This is a genomic window from Bacillus haikouensis (assembly GCF_013179555.1).
In the GTDB taxonomy this organism is placed as follows: domain Bacteria; phylum Bacillota; class Bacilli; order Bacillales; family Bacillaceae_B; genus Rossellomorea; species Rossellomorea haikouensis_A.
Map to the genome: position 1 here is coordinate 1 of NZ_JABMCR010000006.1, position 25,563 is coordinate 25,563.

General features: G+C 41.3%; 24 protein-coding genes. All 24 read right to left on the reverse strand.

Annotated elements, in window-relative coordinates:
• A partial coding sequence (gene pgeF / locus HP456_RS01330; protein WP_312857717.1) for a peptidoglycan editing factor PgeF occupies window positions 1-811 on the reverse strand: 811 nt, incomplete at its 3' end.
• A gap of 58 nt (window positions 812-869) precedes the next feature.
• Window positions 870-1,151 carry a YlmC/YmxH family sporulation protein gene (locus tag HP456_RS01335; RefSeq protein WP_172248214.1) on the reverse strand — a complete coding sequence of 94 codons (282 nt, stop codon included), beginning with the start codon at window positions 1,149-1,151 and terminating at the stop codon, window positions 870-872.
• A 162-nt stretch (window positions 1,152-1,313) separates the two neighbouring features.
• Window positions 1,314-2,090, reverse strand: coding sequence for an RNA polymerase sporulation sigma factor SigG (gene sigG / locus HP456_RS01340; protein ID WP_172248215.1), 777 nt, complete (start codon window positions 2,088-2,090; stop codon window positions 1,314-1,316).
• A gap of 192 nt (window positions 2,091-2,282) precedes the next feature.
• Window positions 2,283-3,002: an RNA polymerase sporulation sigma factor SigE gene (gene sigE, locus HP456_RS01345; protein ID WP_172248216.1), complete on the reverse strand. Its 720-nt coding sequence runs from the start codon at window positions 3,000-3,002 to the stop codon at window positions 2,283-2,285.
• A 53-nt stretch (window positions 3,003-3,055) separates the two neighbouring features.
• Entirely contained in the window at window positions 3,056-3,979 is a 924-nt protein-coding gene (spoIIGA, locus tag HP456_RS01350; protein ID WP_172248217.1) for a sigma-E processing peptidase SpoIIGA, read from the reverse strand.
• A 346-nt stretch (window positions 3,980-4,325) separates the two neighbouring features.
• On the reverse strand, window positions 4,326-5,483 hold the full coding sequence (gene ftsZ, locus HP456_RS01355; RefSeq protein ID WP_172248218.1) for a cell division protein FtsZ: 1,158 nt from the start codon (window positions 5,481-5,483) through the stop codon (window positions 4,326-4,328).
• A gap of 40 nt (window positions 5,484-5,523) precedes the next feature.
• Window positions 5,524-6,822 (reverse strand): cell division protein FtsA, encoded by a 1,299-nt coding sequence (ftsA, locus tag HP456_RS01360; RefSeq protein WP_172248219.1) that lies wholly within the window; start codon window positions 6,820-6,822, stop codon window positions 5,524-5,526.
• 114 nt (window positions 6,823-6,936) lie between these two features.
• Window positions 6,937-7,299 carry a small basic family protein gene (locus tag HP456_RS01365; protein ID WP_172248256.1) on the reverse strand — a complete coding sequence of 121 codons (363 nt, stop codon included), beginning with the start codon at window positions 7,297-7,299 and terminating at the stop codon, window positions 6,937-6,939.
• 1 nt (window position 7,300) lies between these two features.
• Window positions 7,301-8,029 carry a DUF881 domain-containing protein gene (locus HP456_RS01370; RefSeq protein ID WP_172248220.1) on the reverse strand — a complete coding sequence of 243 codons (729 nt, stop codon included), beginning with the start codon at window positions 8,027-8,029 and terminating at the stop codon, window positions 7,301-7,303.
• Window positions 8,030-8,079: 50 nt separating this feature from the next.
• A complete protein-coding gene (locus tag HP456_RS01375) occupies window positions 8,080-8,781 on the reverse strand; it encodes a DUF881 domain-containing protein (RefSeq protein WP_246288650.1) in 702 nt (233 codons plus the stop codon).
• Window positions 8,765-9,553 carry a cell division protein FtsQ/DivIB gene (locus HP456_RS01380; protein WP_172248222.1) on the reverse strand — a complete coding sequence of 263 codons (789 nt, stop codon included), beginning with the start codon at window positions 9,551-9,553 and terminating at the stop codon, window positions 8,765-8,767. Before HP456_RS01380 ends, HP456_RS01375 begins: the two co-directional genes overlap by 17 nt.
• Window positions 9,554-10,242: 689 nt before the next feature.
• Entirely contained in the window at window positions 10,243-11,343 is a 1,101-nt protein-coding gene (gene spoVE, locus HP456_RS01385) for a stage V sporulation protein E (RefSeq protein ID WP_172248223.1), read from the reverse strand.
• A 115-nt stretch (window positions 11,344-11,458) separates the two neighbouring features.
• A complete protein-coding gene (gene murD, locus HP456_RS01390) occupies window positions 11,459-12,808 on the reverse strand; it encodes a UDP-N-acetylmuramoyl-L-alanine--D-glutamate ligase (protein WP_172248224.1) in 1,350 nt (449 codons plus the stop codon).
• The gene (gene mraY / locus HP456_RS01395) at window positions 12,809-13,783 is read right to left on the reverse strand and encodes a phospho-N-acetylmuramoyl-pentapeptide-transferase (RefSeq protein WP_172248225.1); all 975 of its coding nucleotides are present in this window, start codon (window positions 13,781-13,783) and stop codon (window positions 12,809-12,811) included. It abuts the gene before it with no gap.
• A gap of 1 nt (window position 13,784) precedes the next feature.
• Window positions 13,785-14,174: a hypothetical protein gene (locus tag HP456_RS01400; RefSeq protein ID WP_172248226.1), complete on the reverse strand. Its 390-nt coding sequence runs from the start codon at window positions 14,172-14,174 to the stop codon at window positions 13,785-13,787.
• Window positions 14,175-14,203: 29 nt separating this feature from the next.
• The gene (locus tag HP456_RS01405) at window positions 14,204-15,664 is read right to left on the reverse strand and encodes a UDP-N-acetylmuramoyl-L-alanyl-D-glutamate--2,6-diaminopimelate ligase (RefSeq protein ID WP_172248257.1); all 1,461 of its coding nucleotides are present in this window, start codon (window positions 15,662-15,664) and stop codon (window positions 14,204-14,206) included.
• Window positions 15,665-15,996: 332 nt separating this feature from the next.
• Complete coding sequence (locus HP456_RS01410; protein ID WP_172248227.1) at window positions 15,997-17,913, reverse strand: stage V sporulation protein D; 1,917 nt, start codon at window positions 17,911-17,913, stop codon at window positions 15,997-15,999.
• Between the two features lie 213 nt (window positions 17,914-18,126).
• Entirely contained in the window at window positions 18,127-20,343 is a 2,217-nt protein-coding gene (locus HP456_RS01415; protein ID WP_216663135.1) for a penicillin-binding protein, read from the reverse strand.
• On the reverse strand, window positions 20,343-20,711 hold the full coding sequence (gene ftsL / locus HP456_RS01420) for a cell division protein FtsL (RefSeq protein WP_172248228.1): 369 nt from the start codon (window positions 20,709-20,711) through the stop codon (window positions 20,343-20,345). The genes HP456_RS01415 and ftsL overlap by 1 nt, the downstream gene beginning before the upstream one ends.
• Before the next feature lie 24 nt (window positions 20,712-20,735).
• Window positions 20,736-21,671, reverse strand: a complete 936-nt coding sequence (gene rsmH, locus HP456_RS01425) for a 16S rRNA (cytosine(1402)-N(4))-methyltransferase RsmH (RefSeq protein WP_172248229.1) — start codon at window positions 21,669-21,671, stop codon at window positions 20,736-20,738.
• A 37-nt stretch (window positions 21,672-21,708) separates the two neighbouring features.
• Complete coding sequence (mraZ, locus tag HP456_RS01430) at window positions 21,709-22,140, reverse strand: division/cell wall cluster transcriptional repressor MraZ (RefSeq protein ID WP_172248230.1); 432 nt, start codon at window positions 22,138-22,140, stop codon at window positions 21,709-21,711.
• Window positions 22,141-22,458: 318 nt separating this feature from the next.
• On the reverse strand, window positions 22,459-24,078 hold the full coding sequence (bshC, locus tag HP456_RS01435; protein ID WP_172248231.1) for a bacillithiol biosynthesis cysteine-adding enzyme BshC: 1,620 nt from the start codon (window positions 24,076-24,078) through the stop codon (window positions 22,459-22,461).
• 97 nt (window positions 24,079-24,175) lie between these two features.
• Complete coding sequence (locus HP456_RS01440) at window positions 24,176-24,562, reverse strand: DUF3397 domain-containing protein (RefSeq protein WP_172248232.1); 387 nt, start codon at window positions 24,560-24,562, stop codon at window positions 24,176-24,178.
• Window positions 24,563-24,564: 2 nt separating this feature from the next.
• Complete coding sequence (locus tag HP456_RS01445) at window positions 24,565-25,461, reverse strand: 2-dehydropantoate 2-reductase (RefSeq protein WP_172248233.1); 897 nt, start codon at window positions 25,459-25,461, stop codon at window positions 24,565-24,567.
• Window positions 25,462-25,563 lie beyond the last annotated feature (102 nt).

A 25,563-nucleotide genomic window follows, 5' to 3' on the forward strand; every position in this document is an offset into this window, starting at 1 on the left:
TCCAGCCAATGAAACTCATCATTCTCCCTGTTTTCCCTTCATCTCTTCGGTAAGAGAAAAATTCGCTGCTGCATGAAGAACAATAACCAGAAGTATGGATTTGTCTATCATTTAATCCCCGTTGAAGCAAAAGAAGTTTATTCACTTTCTTTAAATCCAAATGATATTGACCTTCTTCTTTTAAATTATAGGGCATGTCGTTCCCATCTTCTAGTACTTTTTTTACTCGTTTCATCACTCTGTCATCCACTACATAACAATCTTTACAAATGGAAGGTCCAATCACCACGTCAATATCCGATATACTTGAACCTTCGCCCTGGAATTTCGTCAGCATTGCCGGACCAATTTCATCTACTGTTCCCTTCCAACCCGCATGAGCGACTCCCATTAGGCCATTCTTTCTATCAAGGAAATACAGGGGGACACAGTCTGCATAGCACATTGTCAACAACAGATTCTTGTGAGCGGTAAGAAATCCATCCGTATCTTTAATACTTGTAGAGTAAGACGTACTGCCCATTCCTTTATCTGAAGGAGTAACTTTATGGATCCGGCTGCCATGAGTCTGTTCTGCTGCTACCCAATTATCCAGCGGGAGCTGCAGCAAATCGGCAATTTCCGCACGGTTCTTGATCACATTTGCCTGCTTATCGCCAACATGCAGCCCCATATTCAGAGAATCAAAGCAGCCGTTACTTTCTCCACCGTTCCTTGTAGTAAAACCTGCTGTCAAACCAGGGAATTCTTCAGTCCAATTCTTAATTGAATAATATGATTCAGATTCTCTATAAAAAGGCTCAATAGACACAATTGAATCTCCTTCGTTTTCTATAAGTGTACCACAGAAACTGAATATTCGTCATTTATCAAGAAGATTCTTTAGGTTCTTCGAGCTGCCCTTGTATAAAATGACTATCTTTATGTCGAACCAGTATGACATCTTCACCGATTTTCACGATGCTTTTCCATGGTATGACAATATCCTCATCTTTTCCAAAGAACCCCAATAACTTACCGCCTCCACCGATGACGATGGCTTCAATCCTGCCCGTATCAAGATTGATTTCAATATCCCCGATATTCCCTAACTTCTTTCCATCCGAAATGTTGACGACATCTTTTATTTGAAACTCAGAAATACGAACCACAAGAATCCCTCCTGCACGCTTGCCCTCAGGCTTTTTATTAGGCAGCATTTTTTGCATAATACTATATTATATGCAGCAATAAGAAAGGCAGACCCTGGATTTAAGGATCTGCCTTTCTGCTCGATATAGGGGAAGAATTTTTTCTTCTTACGCCCTTTTCACTTACTGAATGTTTTTATTCATTTGTTTTATGGCTGCTTTTTCTAATCTGGATACTTGAGCTTGTGAAATCCCTATTTCGTCAGCAACTTCCATTTGTGTCTTCCCTTGGAAAAAGCGTTTGCTTATAATCAGCTTTTCCCTGTCATTCAATCTTCTCATTCCTTCTTGTAACGCAATCTCTTCGATCCAATGGAAGTCGCGGTTACGTTCATCGCTAAGCTGATCCATAACGAAAATAGGATCCCCGCCATCGTTATAAATAGGCTCGAACAAAGAAACCGGATCCTGGATCGCATCCAAGGCAAAAACAATCTCTTCATGCGGGACATCCAGTACCTTTGCAATTTCTTCAGCAGTCGGTTCCTTGGAGGTTTCGCCCATCAGCTTTTCTCTTACTTGTAAAGCTTTATAAGCAATGTCACGCAAAGAGCGCGATACGCGAATGGGGTTGTTGTCACGCAAGTAACGGCGTATCTCTCCAATGATCATAGGTACTGCATAGGTGGAGAATCGCACATTTTGACCCAAGTCAAAGTTGTCAATCGATTTCATTAATCCGATACACCCGACTTGAAACAAGTCATCAACATACTCACCACGGTTGTTAAAGCGTTGAATTACACTTAGTACGAGGCGTAAATTTCCATTAACAAGCTTCTCTCTTGCGGATATGTCGCCTGCTTGCATTTGTTTGAACAATACTCTCATTTCATCATTCTTCAACACTGGTAATTTGGAAGTATCTACACCACAAATCTCTACTTTATTACGTGTCATTCTTTCCCCTCCTTGCAGGAGCTGTTGTACAAAATTCATTATTTCCTTGAGGAGGAAAAATATGCATTTCTTTCTGTCGATTTATGGTTGAGTTCCGGCCAACCCCTTACAAAATCTAGAAAAAATCACTGAAATTTTTTTGTTAATATAAAAAAACACGCTGATCTTTTTATAAAAAGATCAGCATGTTATTTACACCATTTTATTAAATTCTTTCTTTAGTCTTTTAATGATCCTTTTTTCCAGCCTCGAGATATAGGATTGGGAGATCCCCAGCATATCCGCGACATCTTTTTGAGTCTTCTCTTCTTCGCCCATCAGACCGAATCTCAGCTCCATAATTTGTTTCTCTCGCTCTGAAAGCTGGTGAAGAGCGTTGAATAACAACTTTTTATCCACGGTCGCCTCCAAATCTTTCGTAATGATGTCTTCATCCGTTCCAAGAACATCTGAAAGCAGCAATTCATTTCCATCCCAGTCTATATTCAATGGTTCATCAAATGAAACTTCAGAGCGAATTTTGTTGTTTCTTCTAAGATACATAAGGATTTCATTTTCTATACACCTTGAAGCATAAGTGGCCAATTTGATCTTCTTCTCTGGATTGAAGGTGTTAACCGCTTTGATTAAGCCAATTGTACCGATACTGATGAGGTCTTCAATGTTGATACCCGTGTTCTCGAATTTCCTTGCGATATATACGACCAGCCTAAGGTTTCGTTCTATAAGAAGTGAACGTGCTGCTTTATCTCCTTTTGGCAGTTTGTTAAGAAGTACTTCTTCCTCTTCTTTGGTCAGGGGAGGAGGGAGTGCTTCACTGCCTCCTATGTAATAAATTTCATCCGTCTTGATTCCAAGTTTGATTAATAATTTATACCATAAATATAAAAACTTCATTTTTAATTTTTTCACCGTTGCTCCCCCTTCTATTTCTTAAGAATGTGAGTATAGTAGTAGTAATTGAACTATGAAACATTCTGCACCGGTTTCCCTGAAGCCATTCTGGGATGAACGATTGCTTCGAAGCTGTCATCAGCCGAAAGAGGCTCCTGTCTGAAAACGATCAACCCGTCGGAAGACCAGGAGGATTCTTGGTCTTTTAATGTAATGGAATCTGGCTTGATCGCAGCCAACAGCTGACTTTTCCTGCCAACTGACTTGGCAGGTACGATTCTTAATCTGTCTGACCACTCTGGCTCGAGGTTTTTTTTCCCTGAGAAGATTTCATCAGCTTCTTCACATAAAATTTTCACCACATCAGGAATTGTATCTTGCAAAGATGAAATGGATACAACCATTACAGGAACCTTTGATATAGGATCCTGAAGCTGGTTTCCGCTGTCCACAAGGCCTTTAACATGAAATTCAAATTCTCCAATCTTAATGACTACTTCAACAAGTTGATCATATTGGATTTTCACGTATTCCACGCTATCCATCCGTCCTTTGGAAAAGTACCATGCAATAGGTAATGCCAGCATGACAAATACCCAGCTGATGGGATCTCCAAATCCCTTGATACTTGCCAATAGTACAGTTGTTTCCGCCCCGGGATCAAACGTAAGGAAGTAATGAGCACCTATGAGGATGCCCCCTGTTAAAAAGGTGACAAAATAAAACATTAGAAGATTTGTAAGGTAGTATCGTAACCTTTTATACCCAAAAGCCGAATAGACCATGACCAATGAAAACAGCAGTTTAATTAACGGATTTCCAACTATATAGGCAAAAGGAGAAAAGGAAAGAATTATAATGGCAGAACCAATCAAACTTCCTATTGCTATTCTCCAAAGAACCAATCGTCTCTTGAGGATCAATCCTGTCAGCCATAGCAATATAAAATCCACACATACATTCAACAACCAGATGACATCTAAATATAAGGCCAATCGCTCCCCTCCTTTTTAAACTTCACCTAGTTTGTGTACTGTTATAGTTGAAAACTGTATGACTTATACGAAGTATATCGTACATACCCTCTAAAAGTTTGTCACTTTATGTATGCCATCGAAGAAAACTTTTAGAAGATATGAACGAAATATGTCACAAATATTTTAGAGTCTAAAAAGGTGAATCTTTTACTCTGGATCCATTTAATCAGACAGCATACCTACTTGCGATATACAGTAAAATCAATACAAAAAAGACCCCGATAAAGGGGTCTTTTTTGTGAAATAATTTAAATCTGATCGAACACGCAAGAGATTAGTTAAACGCAAATGTAACTAACCCATATTATCTTCTGCGGTTACGGTTACGCAGGAAGGTTGGGATATCCAATGTATCTTCTGCCCCCTGGTTGTTGGATGAAGAGCGTACAGGTTCCTGCTGCTGCGGTTCTTCACGTTTCTGTTCACGTTTAACCTGCTGCTGGGTCGGTGCAGGGTTGGGCTTGACACCGCCAAATGTAGGACGGGTCTGCTTTGGAGGCTGAATGACTTCTTCGTTAAAGCCTGTTGCAATAACAGTAACTACGATATCGTCTTTTAGGTCTTCATTGATGACTGATCCGAAAATCATGTTTACATCCTGGTCTGAAGCTGAAGCAACAATATCTGCGGCTTCCTGAACTTCATACAAACTAAGGCTTGTACCACCAGTAATGTTCATCAAGACACCCTGTGCCCCATCAATTGATGTTTCAAGTAATGGACTTGAAACAGCTTTCTTGGCAGCTTCTGCTGCGCGATTTTCACCTGATGCTGCACCTATTCCCATTAAAGCGGAGCCTTTGTTGGACATAATGGTTTTGACATCTGCAAAGTCAAGGTTGATTAAACCAGGTGTTGCGATTAAGTCTGAGATGCCTTGTACACCTTGTCTGAGTACGTTATCCGCTTCCCTGAAGGCTTCAAGCATCGGAGTGCTCTTGTCAACGATTTCAAGCAGTCGATCGTTAGGGATAACGATAAGAGTATCTACCCCTTCTTTCATTGCAGCAATACCGCCGCTTGCCTGATTTGAACGCTTGCGTCCTTCAAATGTAAATGGACGTGTCACCACACCAACAGTCAATGCTCCTATTTCACGGGCAATCTGAGCGATGACAGGGGCCGCTCCAGTGCCTGTTCCGCCGCCCATACCAGCGGTTACGAAGACCATATCTGCTCCTCTTAAAGCTTCTTCGATTTGTTCTTTGCTTTCTTCTGCAGCTTTTTTACCAACTTCAGGATTGGCACCTGCGCCAAGTCCTCTTGTCAGTTTCCCGCCGATTTGCATCTTTATCTCTGCTTTTGAGAGATTAAGAGCTTGTGCGTCTGTATTAACGGCGATGAATTCAACACCCTGGACACCGTGCTCGATCATCCGATTGACAGCGTTGTTTCCTCCACCACCGACACCGATAACTTTTATTGTCGCTAATGAATCTAAATTTGTATCAAACTCCAACATGACAAATCCTCCTAACTCGTCGAATCAATGGATTCCTTATTTATTCAAAGAAGTATCCAAAGAACTTTTTCACTTTTGTCATCGCCTTATCATCTTCATGCGTCTCTTCTGCTGCTTTTGCCGGCTTTGGTTTCTTATTCGTTTGTTTTGACTGTCTTTTTTCAGCTGTATCGACCGGGACAGGTTCAGCACTAACGTTTTTACCTTGTAATCTTGCATTCTTTTGAGAATACTTTATCAAACCGACTGCAGTGGTATATTGTGGTTCCCTGACTCCAATATAATCCGGAATGGCTACCCGGACCCTATTCTGAAAAACAATTTGTGCTAATTCTAACACACCTGGAAGGTTCACTACACCACCTGTCAATACATATCCGCCTGGCAGGTCTCTAATTCCCATTCTCTTAAGCTCATGACTGATGAGATCCAGGATTTCCTCCAGCCTTGCTTCTATGATATCAGAAATTTCTAATTGATTAAATTGTTGGTGTTGATCACTGCCGATGATCGGAACACTGAACACTTCATCTTCGGAAGCATGATCGTAATAAGCATGTCCATATTTGGTTTTTATCTTTTCGGCATCCTCTGTAGAAGTTCTTAGGCCGATGGATAAATCCTTTGTTATATGCTCTCCACCTACTGGCAGGACTGTAGTCGCTCTTAAATGACCTTGTTCGAAAACGGCGATGGTCGTTGAGCCTCCGCCGATGTCGATTAAAGCAGCACCGAGATTCTTCTCGTCTTTTGACAATGCGACAGATCCGGCTGCCAGCGGCTGCAATACAATATCCACAATTTCGAGTCCTGCTTTTTCAACACAACGCAAAGTATTATGTAATATCGTCTTAGATCCTGTAATAATGGTGCCTTCCATTTCAAGGCGGACCCCTATCATCCCTCTCGGGTCTGTTATTTCATCCAGACCGTCAACAATGAACTGTCTGGGGATCACATTGATGATTTCTCTTTCAGGCGGGATAGAGACAACTTGTGCTGCATCCATCACCCTCAGAACGTCTTCATCCCCAATTTCGCGATTTTCGCTTGAAACGGCGACTACACCGTGACAATTTTGAAGTGAAACATGGTTTCCTGTTATACCAACGATAACCTGGTTTATGGATAAACCGACCATTCTTTCCGCTTGCTCCACTGCCTTCTTAATCGTATGAACAGTTTCGTCTATATCTACAATGGAACCCTTTCTGATTCCTTCTGATTCTACATTCCCTACACCGATAATGTTCAAGGAATCATTTGACATTTCACCAATGATCACTTTCACTGTGGACGTACCGATGTCTAGGCTAACGTAAATTTCATTGCTGTTCACTCTATGGCACCTCCTTAAAGAATGTTAATGAGAACAACAATCCTAGATAGTCTCAATTCTAAGTATATCTTATTAAGATATTCGTCGTAACAAAAACGATTTCCTTTTAAAATTCTAATTTTTTTCTCTTTTTTCTTGATTACTTGTCCAATTGCTTATAAGTATCCTTCTTATCACTGCTATGTTTTGGAATAACCTCACTCCAAAAGCAAAGACAGCTGCCAAATATAAGTCTACACCAAGATGGACACCTAGAAAAGCTAAACTTGCTGCTAGTAAAATATTAAAAAAGAATCCCGAAACAAAGACTTTATCATCGTAAATATTTTGGAGGTGAGCACGGATTCCGCCAAACAGCGTATCCAGGGCTGCCAGAACTGCAATCGATAAATAATTCGAGTATTCATCTGGAATTCTAATATCAGTAAGAAGGCCCAGGAAGACCCCTACTAGCAACCCTAAAACGGGAAGCCACATATTATCCGTTACCTCCTCTTTCACTGACAGGTTCCATATAGCGGACACGGATTGTATCATCATATGATGGCAGAACAACCTCTTCCATCGGTTTTGAAATGGATACCCTGAGATTATCGATAAAGAAATCCTCTACGGATTGTGATACCTGCATTCGATTGTACAATTTTTTGGCCGTTTCAAGATCCTTCGTCAATACTCTTACCTCGAACGGAATCTTGGTGATGGAATATCCATCTACATTTGTTTCTCCATTAATATCCCGGATAACCGAGGTATTGATCAAACGACGACCATCAATCGAGATGTCCATGGCATCATATTGGTTTAATTCATTGACCATCCTTTCGAGGAGCTGCGGGGATACACTATGTACTTTTTCACCAAGCAATATCTCTTCCATCGCCGGTTCGACCGTAAGAATCAGACCGGTTCCTTTTTTCTCGGTCAAACCCGCTTCCGTCTTCAGTTCCTCTAATGTTTGTTTCAGTGCCTGCTCGGGACTTTCCTTTCTCTCTGATTCATATGTTTCAAGCTTTTCTTCTACTGCTCTCATTTCATCAAGCAGACTTGAATTCAATTCTTTCTCTTTAAGAAGGGCATCTCTTAGTTCCCAAATGTCTCTCGTATCACGGACAACAGGTTCCTTGACTGTCTGGAATTGAATCGCAATCATGAAACCAATGATAATAGTGATAACCGTAAAACTCGCTTTAAGCTTGTTGTCCATTCCCTTTCACCTTGCTTTCCAATCACTTTCCTTTTATTGGAGTGCAAACTTTATGACTCACCGATCAGCGGTTCTAAAACAATATCCGTTTTCTTTTCGAGGGAGAATTCGATATTATCATTCACCAATTGATCTTTAACCCCACCTGTTATGTTCATGGCAGAAGAGAGTACTTCCGGATCCCCGATAGCTGTAATTTCAAATGGAGCCGGGTATTCAATTCCGTCGATTTGTATGACCGGCCCATGACACAGTACATAAGAATCATGTTTCAGCCTCTGCCCATTTATGGAAACGGCAGAAGCTCCGGCAATATACAATTCATTGATTACCTTGAAAATATGGTGTTCATGAACAATATAATTGTTTGCGTTATCTTCATTCGGTTTATAGTCGGCATCTGAAAGCTTTACTTTCACTCCCGGACCTTTGACCTTGGTTTTCCCTAAATACATGCGGTATTTTTCCGCTTCCTCAGCAAGATTAAAATAGATCTGCTTCTCTTTTGAGAATTCTTTTTCAATGTCGACTACTTTTTCTTGTTTCTCATAGAGCTGTTCCTGCAGATTATTATTCTTTTGCTGCTGCTCCAGTATTTGATCTCTCAACTCTTCTTCCTGTTTCCATTGACCATTACTTCGATTTCCCAGTCCTGATTCTTCTGAATTGGCAAGACTGTATGAAAAAGCAAGGATGAAACCGAGCACAAGGCTTACGAGTGAGAGGACAACTTGTTTACCTTTCACTTTCATCCCCGTCATCTCCTTCATCTTGCCCTTCTGCTTCATATGCCCTGAAATAAGAGCCTACCTCCAGATCAATGATACCTTTTTTCGAAGGGTCCAATTGACTGACGATTGATGGGTAATGCTCCATTTTCTCTGAAAATGTCCTGATTGTTGCACTTACCTCATAGCCGTCATTCATAAATAAAGTCAGATGATATTGATCCGTTTTCTTAGGGTCCAGGTTAATCTCGGATATCAGGTGCTGAACCTCCTTGGGAAGTTCACCTAATTCAGAAATCATTTTCTTCAGTGTCTCATCCTCTTTGAATCCTCTTAAAAGAGGGGCATCAACAGGAATGGCTTCGGTCCCCTTATCAAGCACCTTACCGTTTTCCAATATGATAAGAAATTTATTATCCTTAAGAAGGTAAGCTTTTTTCCCCAATTCATCCACTTCAATCACAAAGGAATTGGGAAACGACAATCTCACCTTTGCATTCTCCACCTCGGGAAGTTTCTTTAATCGTTGTGCAGTTTCATTTCTATTAACGCTCCAGACATTCATTCCCGGTTCAAGTTTACTTTTTGAAAGAATGGTTTCACTTGAGACAAGCTCATTCCCCTTTACCTTGATGGCCTTCACATGACTGAGAGGCGACTGGAAATAAATAACCGACAAGATCATGATGAGAAACAGTGTCAGCAAGAATAACAGCCTTCTGTTTGCCTTCTTTTTTCTATGCTGTTTGAGCTTGGGAATTCTTTCTTCAATGGACACAACATTTTCTTTTCTCATTACGTTTTCCTCAATTTCATTTCGTATTTATGGGCATGTCTGTCACGCCTTAAAATGAGAGTACTCTTAAATATGAGTTACCTTCTTTGTCCTCATGAAGGCAATCGCTGTAAAAGAGAATTGAACGGTTATCATTCAGAAAGGTCAATTTAGACTCCTTGACTGCATAGCAATGCAGATCTCAATTGATCGTTATGTACACTCCACGGAATGGAATTGAAAAGAGAACAACCTTTTGTATATTTCACTCTTCTCCTCTATTTTAAACACCATTTCCATGTTATGAAAGGATGTCATTGAATTGTAAAAGTTTTGCTTAATAAAAGTAATATAACCTCCTATTATATTGAAAACCAAATCACTTTCACCCGTTGCATTTATGTAATTAATTGTAACATCTAACCTTCAAATATCCTATTGTTATTTCATCGAAATTTGGGTATTAGTGCTTTTTTTTACCTCATCTGAACAAAGCCGTTTCACTATTCTGCCAGGATTCTTCATCTTGCCCTCCAATCAACAGCCCGAACAGATAAAAATGGGATAAATCGGTAACCTGCCAAGGAGTAAAAACTAAAAAAGACAGAAAAAAAGATTGACTTCGAATTCAACCAGTCAACCTTACAGCCCTATTCTGTATCTTGGACAGGATTGTTTACTGAATGAAGAAAAAGCCAATCTTTTTTTGATTAATTTCTTGAATAACGGCTTATGTTCAATAGAACTCCCACTGCCATCAGCATGAGGGTCAGTGAAGATCCACCGTAGCTCAGGAACGGAAGCGTAATACCCGTTACCGGCATCAAGCCCGTTACGACACCGACATTGATCATGACTTGAATCGCGATCATCGAAACAATCCCTACTGCCAGGAAACTCCCGAATAAATCAGGTGCACCTAGCGCAATCCTTATTCCCCTCCACAATATCAATGAAAATAAAAGGAGGACAAAAGTACCACCGATAAAACCAAGCTCCTCTGCCAAAATAGCAAAAATAAAATCATTCTGAGGTTCAGGCAAATAAAAGAATTTTTGTCTGCTCTCGCCCAGCCCCAATCCAAACAGCCCCCCCGGGCCGATTGCATACAGTGATTGAATGATTTGAAACCCGCTATTCAACGGATCTTCCCAAGGATCCAGGAAAGAAGTAATACGCTTTATCCTATAGGGGGCCGACAGTACCAGTGCTGCAAACCCTGCGAGTCCCGCTATTCCCAGCCAAGCAAAATGCATGACTCTTGCGCCTGAAATGAATATCATCACCACACAAGTACCGACCATCACTGTGCCTGTCCCTAAATCCGGCTGAAGCATGATCATTCCAAATGCTGAAAAGACCAACAGCAAAGAAGGCAGGATACCTTTTCTGAATGAGGTAATGTATCTCTGATTTTCAGATAAATATTTTGCAAGAAATGCAATCATAGCCAGCTTCATGAACTCTGAAGGCTGAATGGAGAAAGCCCCCACTCCTATCCAGCTTCGGGATCCATTTCTAAGGACTCCGATTCCTGGGATAAGCACAAGCACGAGCAGGACAAAGCAAATGATGATAAGAACTTTCGCCCAATTCTTCCACGTCCAATATTCCACGTTCATGATGAAAAACATGGCGAAGACACCAACGGCTGCAAAAAGCAATTGTCTTTTCGCAAAGAAAAATGAATCATCAAACTTGTAATCCGCCCATACAGCACTTGCACTGTACACCATAATTAACCCTACAGCCAATAGCGTCAGGGTGACCATAATAAGAATAAAATCGGGAGTCGATTTTTTTAAAGGCAATCTTAACACCTCGAATAGACGTATTTGAGCCGCTTCAAGCAATACATACTGTTCCGTTTCTTAGATTGCCTTACCTGATGTGTTCGTGATGATGCTTTTCTTTGACAAGCCCTTATTAAAGGTTATGCACCGCTTCAATAAAAATGTCACCGCGTTCTTCAAAAGTTCGATATTGATCCCAGCTTGCGCATGCAGGTGAAAGCAGGATGACGTCTCCCTCTTCTGAATGTTCATAAGCGGCCGGTACTGCCTTCTCAACATTATCGACACGTACGATCGTTTGTATCCCTGCCTTTTGACCGGTTTGTTGCAGTTTGTCAGCTGTCTCGCCAAATGTGATCAGTACTTTCACATTTTTCAAATGGGGAATCAGATCATCGAAAGAATTCCCTCTATCCAGTCCGCCTGCCAATAAAATGGTTGGCCCATCAAAGGCATTCAATGCACTTTTCGTGGCTAGACTGTTAGTCGCTTTTGAATCGTTGTAAAACTTTCTATTATTCAATTCTTTTACAAATTGCGTGCGGTGTTTCACACCTGTAAATGATCCGAGTACATGCATAATACTATCATTTGAGACTCCGTACAGTTTCGATGCAGCGACTGCACAAAGTATATTTTCAAGATTATGGGCTCCCGGCAGTACTACCGCAGATAACTGACCGATGCATTCTTGTTGAAAATAGATTGCCCCCCCCTTTATATAAGCTCCGTTTTCCACTTCCCTTATTGTTGAAAAAGGAATGATTGATGCCTGTGTAAAATCGACGATAGTCCGAAGATGATCCTGGTCCTGATTGATGATGAGATAATCTTCTTTAGTTTGATTCTTTGTAATATTGGCTTTCGCTTTCCAATACTCATCGATGGTACCGTGGTAATCAAGATGTGCATCATATAAATTGGTGATGATGGCGATATGAGGAGAGAATTCGTCGATCCCCATAAGTTGAAAAGAAGATAATTCCACCACCATTTTCTCATCTCTTCCCGCTGTTTGAGCCACCTCTGATGCAACTGTACCAATATTCCCTGCTATTAGTGGATTTTTCTTGTCTTCGCTAAGGATTTCATATAGCAGTGTGGTTGTAGTGGTTTTACCATTTGTACCCGTAATTCCAATCATTTCAGCTTCTGATACTAAATAAGCAAGCTCTACTTCAGTAAGTACAGGTATCCCTTTCTCGACTGCTCTTTTTATTAAAGGATTATGATAAGGGATCCCTGGGTTTTTCACGACATATTCAAAGCCTTCGTCCAGCAGCTCTATCGGATGGCTTCCACAGATCACTTTAATTCCTTCCTGCAGAAGCCCTTGTGCTTCGGGGTTCTCCGCTAACGGTTTCTGATCGTTCACCGTCACAAAAGCTTCAAGCTTATGTAATAATGAGGCGGCACTGACTCCGCTCTTCGCCAATCCTAATACAAGAATTTTTTTGTGTTTGAACTTCGTTATTTTCTTCAATTATAACCACACCTCGATATAGATTCCTAATACAGCAAAAAGCAAACCAATCGTCCAAAATGTAACGACGACTCTCCATTCTGACCAGCCGACTAGCTCATAGTGGTGATGAAGAGGACTCATTTTGAAGATTCGTTTCCCAGTCGTTTTAAAAGAAGCAACTTGTAAAATAACCGATAATGTTTCAATGACGAAAACTCCACCGATCAAAATCAGGACAATTTCTAATTTTGTTAAAATCGCGATCGCTGCAATCGCGCCTCCAAGTGCTAGAGAACCGGTATCCCCCATGAAGACTTTCGCTGGATGTGCGTTAAATACCAAAAATCCAAGTACGGCTCCGACAACAGCCACACTGAAAATCGATACATCATATTGACCCTGATTCCATGCAAGAACTGCGAGTGCTCCAAAAGCAATGGCCGATGTGCCTGATACCAATCCATCCAACCCATCAGTCAAATTAACCGCATTTGAAAAACCAACAAGCCAGAATATGATGAATAATACATACATCCATCCAAGGTCAAAGGAGATGTCAGTCATCGGAATCGATACAGTAGTAGGGAATTCATTCTGCTTAAAGACAAGATAGAAAATAACCGAAATGATGATTTGGCCGATCAGCTTTTGTTTGGAAGTCAGCCCCAGGTTCCGTTTCATGACAACCTTGATGAAATCATCCAAAAATCCAAGAAGGGCGAAACCGACTGTAACAAGAAGCATCAAATATGTTTCCGGTCCAGGTTCTGAATATTTTCCAGTCATAACAAACGTTGTGATAACGATCGACAGCAAAAATACAATCCCGCCCATGGTTGGTGTACCTGTTTTCTTTTGGTGGGACTGAGGTCCCTCATCTCTTATGCTCTGACCAAATTTCAGTCTTCTCAAGAAGGGAATGAAGATCGGTGCCAGAAGCACAGTGATCAGAAATGCCATGATGATTGTAAAAAAGATAACCTGTTCAAGCACTTCATTCCCCTCCTTTCTGTTTCATGTCCTGATCTTCCAAACTTTCTGCTTCAATTGATTTAATTAAACTTGATTCACTATTACATATAAACTTCGTCATAATTTCCCACTTTTCTTGATTGTTTTTTTGTTTGTAGAAATGGATAAGTTCGTCATAAGCCAATAGAACATCTTTCACAATGAACAAAGGAAAATGATTGGGTACGAATCGAGGTACCTCTACTTTGCTGTCCCATAAAGAAGCGATGGCACCATTATTTATACTCTCAAAAAGGTGATCATGGGATACCATCGGCACATACAAACCTTTTTCAAGACGTATATCGTACAAGGGTGAAACTGCATGAAATCCAACTCCCTTAAGCTGGATTCCCCGAGTATGTGGAAACATTGTCTTTACATCCTCATAAAAGAGCATGACTATATCTCCCTTATGATTTGCTTTGCCACGTCACGGTCATCAAAATCAAATACATCGTGTCCAATGACCTGATAGGTTTCATGACCTTTCCCTGCTATAAGAACAACGTCACCTGCTGCGGCAAGGAAGATCGCTTCTTTTATCGCTTCTTTTCGATCCGGAATCAATTTATATTGTTTGCCGACTACTCCCGCTTCCATATCTTTGAGAATCTCTATCGGGTTTTCAGTACGTGGATTATCAGAAGTGAAGATGGCAAAATCACCAAAATCACACGCAATTTCTGCCATTATAGGTCGTTTGATTTTGTCGCGGTCCCCACCGCATCCGACCACTACGATAACCTTTCCGTCAGTAATGGATTGAATGGTTTCCAAGACGTTTTTCAAACCGTCGGGCGTATGGGCGTAGTCAATGATTACAGAGAAGGACTGCCCTTCGACAACTGATTCAAATCTCCCTCTGACACCCTGGGCTTTTTCCAGGCATTCAACAGTTTGTTCAATGGGGATGCCTGCTGCAGAAGCAGCAGCTATCGCAGCTAATGCATTGTAAACATTGAACTTACCAGCCAGACTAAGAACCATATCCTTCTCTCCGAATGGGCTGATCATTCTAAACGAAGACTCTGAAGCATTCAACTTCAAATTCTTTGCATAAAAATCAGCTTCATGTGACAGGCCATATGTAAAGACATGGGCAGCTGTCGACTTGATGAAGTACTCTGCCGCCTCATCATCTTTATTGATAATGGCATATTTAGGAGTTTTTTTAAAATAAGTATTTCCTAATTGAGAGAACAATAAGCCTTTTGCATTCCGATAATCATCCATTGAACGATGGTAATCGAGGTGGTCCTGGGACAAGTTTGTAAATACGGCAATATCATAATCACAGCCATGCACCCTTCCTTGATCAAGGGCATGCGAAGAGACTTCCATGATGGCCGAAGTGATCCCTTTCTGACAAAAGCGGCTGAATGTCTGCTGCAGAGTCAAACTGTCAGGCGTCGTATTATGACTGACTTCAAGCTCATCACCTGCCTTAATATGCATGGTTCCTATAAGGCCGGTCTTTATTCCATTCCCTGAAAAAACTTGGTCGATAAGATGAGTAGTAGTCGTCTTGCCATTCGTTCCTGTCACACCGACTAACAATAATTGGTGCGAAGGTTGTTTATAGAAATAATCGGCAAGCACAGCCATGGCTTTTTTTGTATCAGGTACAAGTATTAGAGGTATGTTAACATCTACTTTCCTTTCTGCAAGAATAGCAGCTGCACCATTCATCTCTGCAAATTGGGCGAGAGTATGGCTATCTACCTCCAGGCCTTGAATGCAGATAAATAAGTCACCACTTTTAACTTTCTTATGGTGATTCGCGATGTTTGAAATAGCTGGATTTCCTTCACCATGTACTTTATAGAACGGCAGTACCTCCAGCAAAGTGTGCAATCTCATCATTTCAACTCCTCACAGGTAGAAAGCAACCTTTTTATATTTTACATAAAAACAGACTTGAAAGCTATCAACCTTTTAACTTAGTTCATAATTTCTTGGCACCGTTATACACCGCTGCCCGGTTCCGTGGAAGACCATGTTTTCTTAGGATGTGCCGTGAGCCACCCTGGTCGTACCGCCCTAGGTGACTCATCTGTCCAGCTGGACATAATCCAAATTAAAATTTGTGTTAAATTCAGCCTTCACTCTCCCAATCTCTTAAACAAGATCATCACTTCCTGAATAGAATTAAATAGACGAAATACATAGATTGAAAAACATTTTTCTGATGTTTATTCAGACAAATAAACTCGGACTGTCGATCCTTGTTTTATTTTCACGCCTGGATCCGGTGACTGATTTACTACCTTCTCTCCGCTTCCGCTTATGTCCAGATTCAAATTAACCAACTGCTGCTGAAGTTCTTTTTTCGTCAAACCAACCAGATCAGGTGTCTCAATTAACGGAATGTCATCCCAATTCATTTTTTTCTCTATTTGTTCCTTTCGTTTCGGTACTCCCATCGCTTCCAAACTATCCCCTATGATACTGCCCGCAATCGGTGCAGCAACCACTCCACCGAACTGAACTGTCCCTTTCGGATTATCAACGGCTATATAGACGACAATCTCCGGGTCATCCGCAGGGGCTACCCCCATAAATGAAACGATATGATTATTCTCCAAATACTTACCGTCCTTTGCTTTTTGTGCAGTACCTGTTTTCCCTCCGATGCGATAACCATCGACAAACGCTTTCCCGCCTGTACCTTGTGCGACTACACTTTCGAGAGCTTCCCTTATTTGTTTGGAGGTTTCTTCAGAAATCACTCTTTTCTTTTTCTGGGGAGACTTTCTCATAACTACTTCGTTCGTTTCTGGGTCTATCAACTCTTTGGCAATATACGGCTGGTATAAAACCCCTCCGTTTACAGCCGCAGAGACAGCTGCGACCTGTTGGATGGGTGTTACGGCAACACCTTGCCCGAAAGCCGTTGTAGCTTGTTCGACCGGACCGACACGATCTAATTTAAATAGAATTCCCTTTCCTTCCCCTTGAAGATCGATACCTGTTTTTTGGCCGAACCCAAAATCATTGATGTATTTAAATAATGTTTCTTTACCAAGCCGTTCCCCCAGTTCGACAAAACCAGGGTTGCAGGAGTTCTGTACCACTTCGAGGAAAGTTTGAGTCCCGTGCCCTCCCCTCTTCCAACAGTGCAGAGTAGAACCCGCCACTTCTACATGGCCGGAATCGTGGAACGTATCTTTATATAAATCAACTTTTTTCTCTTCGAGTGCAGCTGCAAGAGTGATGATCTTAAAGGTCGAACCTGGTTCATACGTACTCCATATTGGCAGGTTTCGGTTGTAAATTTCCTGCGGCACATTGCGGAAGTTGGCAGGATCAAAAGTCGGCCTGCTTGCCATAGCCAATATTTCTCCATTTTTTGGGTTCATGGCAATGGCGATCATACCATCGGGATTATAGGTAGCCTGTGCAATATCCAGTTCCCTTTCTACGATGGTTTGAACCTTCGTATCAATTGTCAGTTTCAAATCCAGTCCGTTCTCCGGATCCTCAAAGTCATCCGCCATATCCCCCATCCTCTTCCCTTTCGCATCTGAGAAGAATTTGACATATCCTTTGTCACCTGTCAGTTCCTCATCGTAGGAAAGTTCAAGTCCCATCAAACCTTGGTTGTCGATCCCCGCAAACCCCAGTACATGGGATAAGTAACTTCCATAAGGGTAATACCGCTTGGAGTCTTCCCCAAGGTAAACCCCTTTCAGATTCAGATCTCTGACTTCCTTTGCTTTATCATAAGATAATTTTCTTGCTTCTTTAATCAAAACCATACTCGCCTGCTGTGTTACATATTTATATGCAGATTCCACTGAAATATTAAGAACCGGCGCCAGTTTCTCAGCGGTCCCTTGAGGGTCTGTAATTTGTCTTGGAACGACAAAAATAGTCGGTGCACTTTGATTTGCTGCCAGCTCCACACCGTTACGGTCTACTATTTTCCCCCTTTCAGGCTGAAAAGGAATATTCCGGCTCCAGGAATCTTTTGCACGGCTCGTCAGCATATCCCCCATGAAAAATTGTACATAACCAAGCCTCAAATCAATAATGGAAAATATCAATACTCCTGCAATCAGAGCAATCGCTAATCTCTTTCTTACCGTTACATTAGATACTCTTTTCACAAATGGACCTCCCCTTCTATGGCTCGTTCCATTATATGCTTGGACACAGAAGGGTATGTATTCCTTTATTGATTCATCGCAATGCTCATTGCTGTGATTTTGGGATTACTACAATAAAAAAGGCGGACAATTTCATGTGATCACCCATACCCGAATCGGTTCAGCAATTCGGGTATAATGAGCTCATTGATTGTCCACACTTCTTTTTAGCCATTAATTCAAGGGTCTTTCTTCCTCGGAGGCTTCTTGGTCTTCACTTTCTTTTTGCTTATTCCGTTGTTCCTCAGGCGTTTTGAAATTTACTACGAGAGGTTCGTTTTCTTTTACAGGTGAATCAGGCTGGATGTTTTGGCTTACCGCGAAGCCGTTCCCTACCATATTAATTCTGAGTTCTGCAATATTTGCTATTTTGAAAACATCTCTTATTGACCAGCCTTTCATATTCGGGATGGTAATGTCTCCATCCGTCCTTATGATGACTTTTCCACCTTCAAGCATTTCACTGCCCGGCTGCGGCAATTGTTTAATTATCTTGGATCCGTTTCCGACGACTACCGGATCCCCCCCAGCTTTTTTAATGACTTCCTTAGCTTCATCAATACTTAAACCTGTCAGGTCAGAGATTTGTTCCTGTTTCAAGTTCACTTTTTCCTGCGGTTTGATATTCAAGTACTTCAAGCTGTTCTGCATGACGGGTTTAAACACAGCAGATACCGGATCTGATCCTATCTCGGTCGGCTTCAATTCTGGCTCCTGCACCCCTACATACACAATCAGCTGTGGGTTATCAGCTGGCGCCATCCCGATAAATGAAAATAGATAGTTCTCTTTTCCGTATTTATAACCACCGGTTTCAGGGTCGGGGATTTGAGCAGTTCCTGATTTACCGGCTACACTGTACCCTTCAATTGCAAATCTAGTACCTGTACCATGTTCGGATGTAACCGTCGACTCTAAGTATTTCCTCGTCTTCTCCGCTGTTTCTTTCGTAATAGGATTCCCCACTACTTCAGGTTTTGTTTCTTTTACTACTTCATTTGTATTCGGATCCACCACTTTCGAAATGACAAAAGGCTTCATCATCTTCCCATCATTGGCAATCGCAGATTCTGCCTGGATCATTTGCAATGGGGTGACAGTCGTACCCTGGCCGAAAATGGTTGTGTATTTCTCAATAGGATAATGATACAGAATGGATCCAGGTGCCTCATGCGGCAAGCCAACATTTGTGGGCTCTCCAAATCCAAAATCATCTAGATAACCTTCGAATTTCTTAAATCCGATCTTATCCAGCAAATAAGCAAAAGCCACATTGGAGGAACGCTGAACTCCTTCGAGGAACGAAATAGAACCCCACCCCTCCCCGCCATTATGGTCACGGATAGGGTTTGGAACATTATCTACCTTATATGTTCCCGATTCGTATGCTTCGTTCGGATTGAACTTTCCTTCATTCACTGCTGCAGCCAGGGAAAATGATTTCATTGTTGACCCCGGTTCGATAGTTTCTTCTACTATCGTATTCGTCCAGTTATCCAGTAGTCCATCTCTTGTATCGGGATGGAAAGTCGGACGCTGGGTCATAGCCAGGATTTCCCCTGTTGTGGGATCGGCAACAATAGCGAACATTTTCTTTGGTTTATATTGTTTTTGAACCTGGTTCATCGCTTCTTCGAGGAAGGTCTGTATCTTCTTATCGATGGTTAGATAGATATCATTTCCATCCTGCGGTGGTGTGACGTGTTCTTCAGAGTTCGGAAGTAAATAGCCCCAAACATCACTCTTATATTCTACCGAGCCGTTCTTCCCGCTCAGAATGTCATTAAAGCTTTTTTCAATCCCCATTTTACCCGCAGTTACGGATTCCCCGTCATCATTGGTGGTCTTCTGGGCAAACCCGATCAGATGAGAAGCGAATGTCCCATTTGGATAGAATCGCTTGGATTCTTTCCTGAAGGTAATGCCCGGCAGTTTCTCCTTTTTTATATCAAGCATCAACTGGTGGGAAAGGGTCCGTCCGGCTGAACCGAATTCAACCTGATAGGCTCCCTCGGTGGTTAACTTTTCATATATCTCGCTTTCCTTCATGTCAATGAACTGTGAAAGTTCTCTTGCCGTCTTTTCCGGGTCGGTCACATGTTTAGGGTTTTCTGGATCATTGGTAACAGTCGGGCTGAGGACAGCAACCAGAGTATATGCAGAAGTATCTTCTGCTATCACCTCGCCTTTATGGTCATAGACGGTCCCCCGGTGTGCTTCAAGTATCCTGCTTTTTATATATTTTTCTGCAGCCTGGGATGCAAGAACCTTCCCTTCAGCTTCTCCCGTAACTTGTATTGTGATGAAGCGTACCATTAATACAAAAAAGAGCAAGCCGAAAATCCCGAAAAGGATGGCTGCCCCTATGTTCATACTTGGCCTTTTTTTCATTATTGTTCAACAACCTTCACATTCTTTTCTTTTAAGTCAAGACCGAGCTCTTTTGCTTTTTGCAAGATTCGTTCGTAAGTGCTTAACTCACTGATTTGAAGCTTAAGGTCATTGTTTGCTTTTTCTTGTTTCTCAACGGCTGTTTCCATCACTTGTACTTCTTTATTTACGTCATAGATAGCAGCTTGTGTCTGTACAATCTGTACAGCAAGGAAGCAAAATACTACAGCAAAGATTGCGACAAGAATTTTTTCTCCCGGTGTAATGACAGATCGCTGCTCTTTTCTCAGGGGCTGAGGATTCACTTGAACTGATTGGTTTGATTGGTCTACTTGCTGCCTTTCAAAGTTTCTGGCTAAGTTACTCATTATTGCTCCCTCCCATTTCCTTTTTTATCTATTTTTTTCTGCAATTCTCAACTTTGCCGATCTGGCTCTATTATTTTCTGCGAGTTCTTCCTCGCCGGGTAAGATAGGTTTTCTTGTGACAAGCTTGAGTACCGGTTCATATTCCTTTGGTATGATTGGCAGCCCAGGCGGTAAGTCCGGTCCCGCGGCTTTTTCTTTAAACATGGTTTTACACATCCGGTCTTCGAGTGAGTGGAATGTAATAACGCTGACTCTTCCGCCTTTAGCCAGCATTTCAATCGCTTGTTCCAGCGAATCCTCAAATGCACCAAGCTCATCATTCACTGCAATCCGGATTGCCTGGAATACTCTTTTGGCAGGGTGGCCTCCCTTTCTTCTGGCAGGTGCCGGGATTCCTTCCTTAATCAATTCCACAAGCTCACCAGTCGTTTCAATGGTCTTTGACTCCCGGGCAGCTTCAATCTTCCTTGCTATTTGCTTTGAGAATTTTTCTTCCCCATATCGATAAAAGATTCGGACAAGGTCTTCATAAGCCCAGTAATTTACCACATCAAAAGCCGATACTTCACCCTCTAGATCCATCCTCATATCAAGTGGGGCATCATGATGATAACTGAATCCTCTTTCAGGTGTATCAAGCTGAGGAGACGATACTCCCAGATCGTAAAGTATTCCATCGACATTATGTACTCCAAGCTGCTCAAGCTCTTCTTTTAAATGACGGAAATTCGATTGGACGAAAGTTACCTTCCCTAAGTGAGGCAGGAGCTTTTCTCTTGCGTGGTTAATAGCGGTTTCATCCTGGTCAAAGCAATAGAGGTGACCTTCTTCGGACAATTGGCTTAGCAGGTACTCACTATGGCCAGCCCCTCCTAATGTACAATCCACATAGATTCCGTCTTTTCTGATATTCAATCCATCTACTGTTTCCTTCAATAATACTGTTGTATGTTTAAACATGTTGACGTCACCTTTCCAATCGAACGTTTTTGATCATTTAAATATCAAATCCTATCATATTCTCTGCAAGTTCTGCAAAAGAATCTTCAGACTCTGTGAAGTAGTCTTCCCATAAAGCCTTACTCCAAATCTCAATCCGATTGGAAACTCCAAGGATGATACATTCTTTATCCAGTTTGGCATAATTGACAAGAGTGGCAGGAATGTTGATTCTTCCTGTCTTGTCCAATTCACTTTCTGTGGCTCCAGAAAAGAAGAAACGTGTAAAGGCACGGGCATCTTTCTTTGTAAGTGGCAAAGCTTTCAGCTTTTCTTCAAGTGCCCGCCATTCATCCATTGGATAGCCGAATAAGCATTGATCTAATCCACGGGTGATGACAAATGACTCGCCCAGAGAATCGCGGAACTTGGCAGGCACAATTAAACGGCCTTTATTATCAATGTTATGTTGATATTCGCCCATGAACATATGCACTGCCCCCACTTTCTAACACAAATGTACCACATCCCCCCACTTTTCTCCACTGTTTTCTAAATTCTCTTTTTATAAAATATTTCCTTTAATTTTCTTTAGCCTTTTTCTCCGTTTTCCTGACAAGATTGAGAAAAAATTTGTCTTTATAGCACACAAAAAGGACTTCTTTCGCCCTTTATTGCGAAAGAAGTCCTTAAATATTGGGCTTATTTAATCCGAGTGGATTTCCGTAAAACCTCCGGAGGCACCTTTTTACTTCTACTCTACGGTACCCTTAACTCTCAGCCATGTATTTTCATAAGAATAACGGCCTTACAAGTACACAATTTTATGGTTCCCGTCGAAGTCCATTGGGAGAGCCATCAAGTCATGAATGAATCCTTCTCCGTATTTATTCAAGAAATAAACGGTGTTCCAAGTTCTCTCCTGAGGTCCGTTATTGGGACGAAGGCAGTTTTCCACTTTGGCGAAGTCCGAAAACGTTTTTTGATGTTTTTCCTTAAGTGCCTTATCTGTCCTCTTCCTCAAGTAATCAAATTGATGAAGGTGGATGGAGAGATTTTTATCCACTATTTGATCCAATCCGCGGCCAATGCGCTCGGATTTTTCACGGATATACGTGTATTTTTGCTGAAGAAACAGTTCAAGCTCGGCAATTTCTTCTTCTAACGAAGGTACTTTTATAGAATTCCAATAATCCTCGCGCTTTTCGGATACGCCTTCGATTAACACCTGTGTCAATGAAAGTCCAAGAGAATCCATTTTCTTCTCCACTTCTCGTTCAACGATGGTGATACTTAATCTCGGGACAACCGGAGGGATTTTCAAGCCAGTATGTTCAAACGCTCTTTTCAACTCACCCCAGTAGGCGATTTCACCCGGGCCGCCAATAAACGCAAGGGTCGGAAACAACCATTCCTGCATCATGGGCCTGGTTACAACATTGTTGCTGAATCTTTCAGGAGCCTTTTCAAGTATTTCCAGTAATCCTTCACCTGTAAAAGCGCCTCCGGAATTTTTTTCTTTAAAATCAGAACCTACTCTTTCCAGTAATGCGCGTTCATCATTTATGGAGATAAATAAATTTGCTGCTTTAGGAGAGATATCCAATAATGGAGAGAACCCTTTATTTCTTATTTCTGCCTGCTGCTCCAGAACTGCATTTGTGATACTCTGGCTGCTTTCAATCAGATGATGAAAGTGAGATTTTTCTAGTTTCCTTAATGAAGGGTATGCCGAATCGATTACCAATAATCCATAATCCTTGAACAAATGCATCACTAAATGAGCAAAGAACCGTACTAGATTGCCCTTTTCTTCTGCCATCTTGTTCAGATCAGAGACGAGTTTTTTGGTGTGGCGCGTTTCACCAAGAGTCTGGATAATCTCATTCACCCATTTCTTCATTACACTTTTATCGAAAGAGATATCTGAAGTCATTTTCTTTTCGAGAACTCTTTCCGGATACCCCTTCTTCTCCATTTCTATCCCTTTTTCCAGATAAATATGATTTACTTCCTGGTAATCATGATCTTCCCCTGCAATCCAGAATACCGGTACCACAGGATGATCTAAAGCACTTTCCTGCTCCTGTGCCAATTTAATGACCGTAATGATCTTATGTATAGTATATAATGGGCCCGTCAACAATCCCGCCTGCTGACCCGCTATTACGGAAACAGCACCTGATCTCAGCTTCGTTAATGATTCTTCCACTTTTTGTGAAGATGGCAAGTCCTTCATATATGAAACAATACATTCTGTAAGTTCTTCACGTGGAAAATCACGATATGCCAAATCGTTCAATCGTTCCCGATAGACATCAGGCTGATTTATATTATAGTGAAAAAAAGAAGTCACAGGTTCTTTTTGTTCTATATAAAGTGAAGCAAATCGGTTGATAGCCGGAATATTCAGATTTTCCAATTCCATATGAACTACTACTCCTTTTCTAGCTCTTTATTTCCTAACGAAGAGTATAACATTTCACTTACTGAAAAGGAAAAAAACTGCCTGCTCAGGGATAAACTTAGTTCAGTTCTATTATCCTGAGTATCAATCCTGTTACCATCAACGCAATATAAGCCGTGAAGAACAGGAGAAAGTTAATTCTCCACACACCTCTCAGCACCTTCGGATAATGAATCTCCCCTTTAGCCTTCCAATACAAAACGGCAAAAATCAAGCCGATGGTGCAAATACTTATAACAATTAACCATAGATAAGATGTATCCCAGATGGCAAGTACGATGAAATGGACAGAAACCATCAATAGAAGCGTAGTCACATCAATTGCAAGATGCACAGCTTTCCTGTGATTCTTCATCACTTCCTTCGCAATGATGAAACTGATGAAGTATCCCAAGAATGGAATAATGACAAATATGGCAATAACCGTAGAAAAAATGGAAGCCACTTCTACCCCCCCTGACCTTCTCTTTCAATTCCTTTTACCAATTCGTAAAGTGTATTCATGATGGGTACAAAATGGTTATCCTTTTCCGCTTTTAACAGTAAGGACCCCAGGATAGTTTCAATTTCTGTTTTCCTTTTTTCTTCTATATCCTTTAGCATGGACGATCGATTTTCAGAAGTGCCGAGACATATATCCATTATCTCTTGAAAGTGTATGTGGTTCTTCATTTGTGGAAAGAGGATAAGTAATTCTTCAAATAAGTTATTTTGGATATGAAGGAAGTGAGGATTAGCAGGTAATCTCCCATTCTTTACTCCAACAATTGCTGTAAGTGGATTGACCAAGACATTCACAAACAATTTCTTTAACATCATTACTTCGTAATTGTCTTGAAGAATGAACGGAAAATAGTCTATCTTCTGTATTAATAATTCTTCTGCACTATTCAATTCTCCTCTAATTACAGCAAGATTTGTCTTGCCGATACCGAGGTGAATCACTGAATGATCATTTTCTTTTAATGCACCGTGTTCCACCGAACCTGCCAGAAGATTCAGATGAGGGAGTGTATTCACCCTGCTTAAATGGCCGATGCCATTTTGGAGGAACAACAGAGGGACCCGCTTGTCCGTCTCCCTTAGAATCGTCAGAACAGATTCAAGGTCATATTCCTTAACAGCAATAATAATTAAATCATATGCTGTCATTTTTCCCGAAAGAATTTCACCATTCAGATATGAAGTGATTGAACGATTTGATCTCCGGAGGGTGACACCACTGCGGTTAACAAGGGTCATTTGTTCATTTCTTCTGACCAAAAGTGTGACATCAAATTTTTCACTTAGATAAGAGGAAAAGAGAAGCCCGACTGCCCCTCCTCCGATAATTCCAATTTTCATGAGCTCTCCTTCATAAGAATCGATTTGTATGTACTAACCCTAGTTTAGCAAATTTTTCCGCAGTAGAAAACTATAGGTGTAAAAGTACTGTTGAAATAAAAA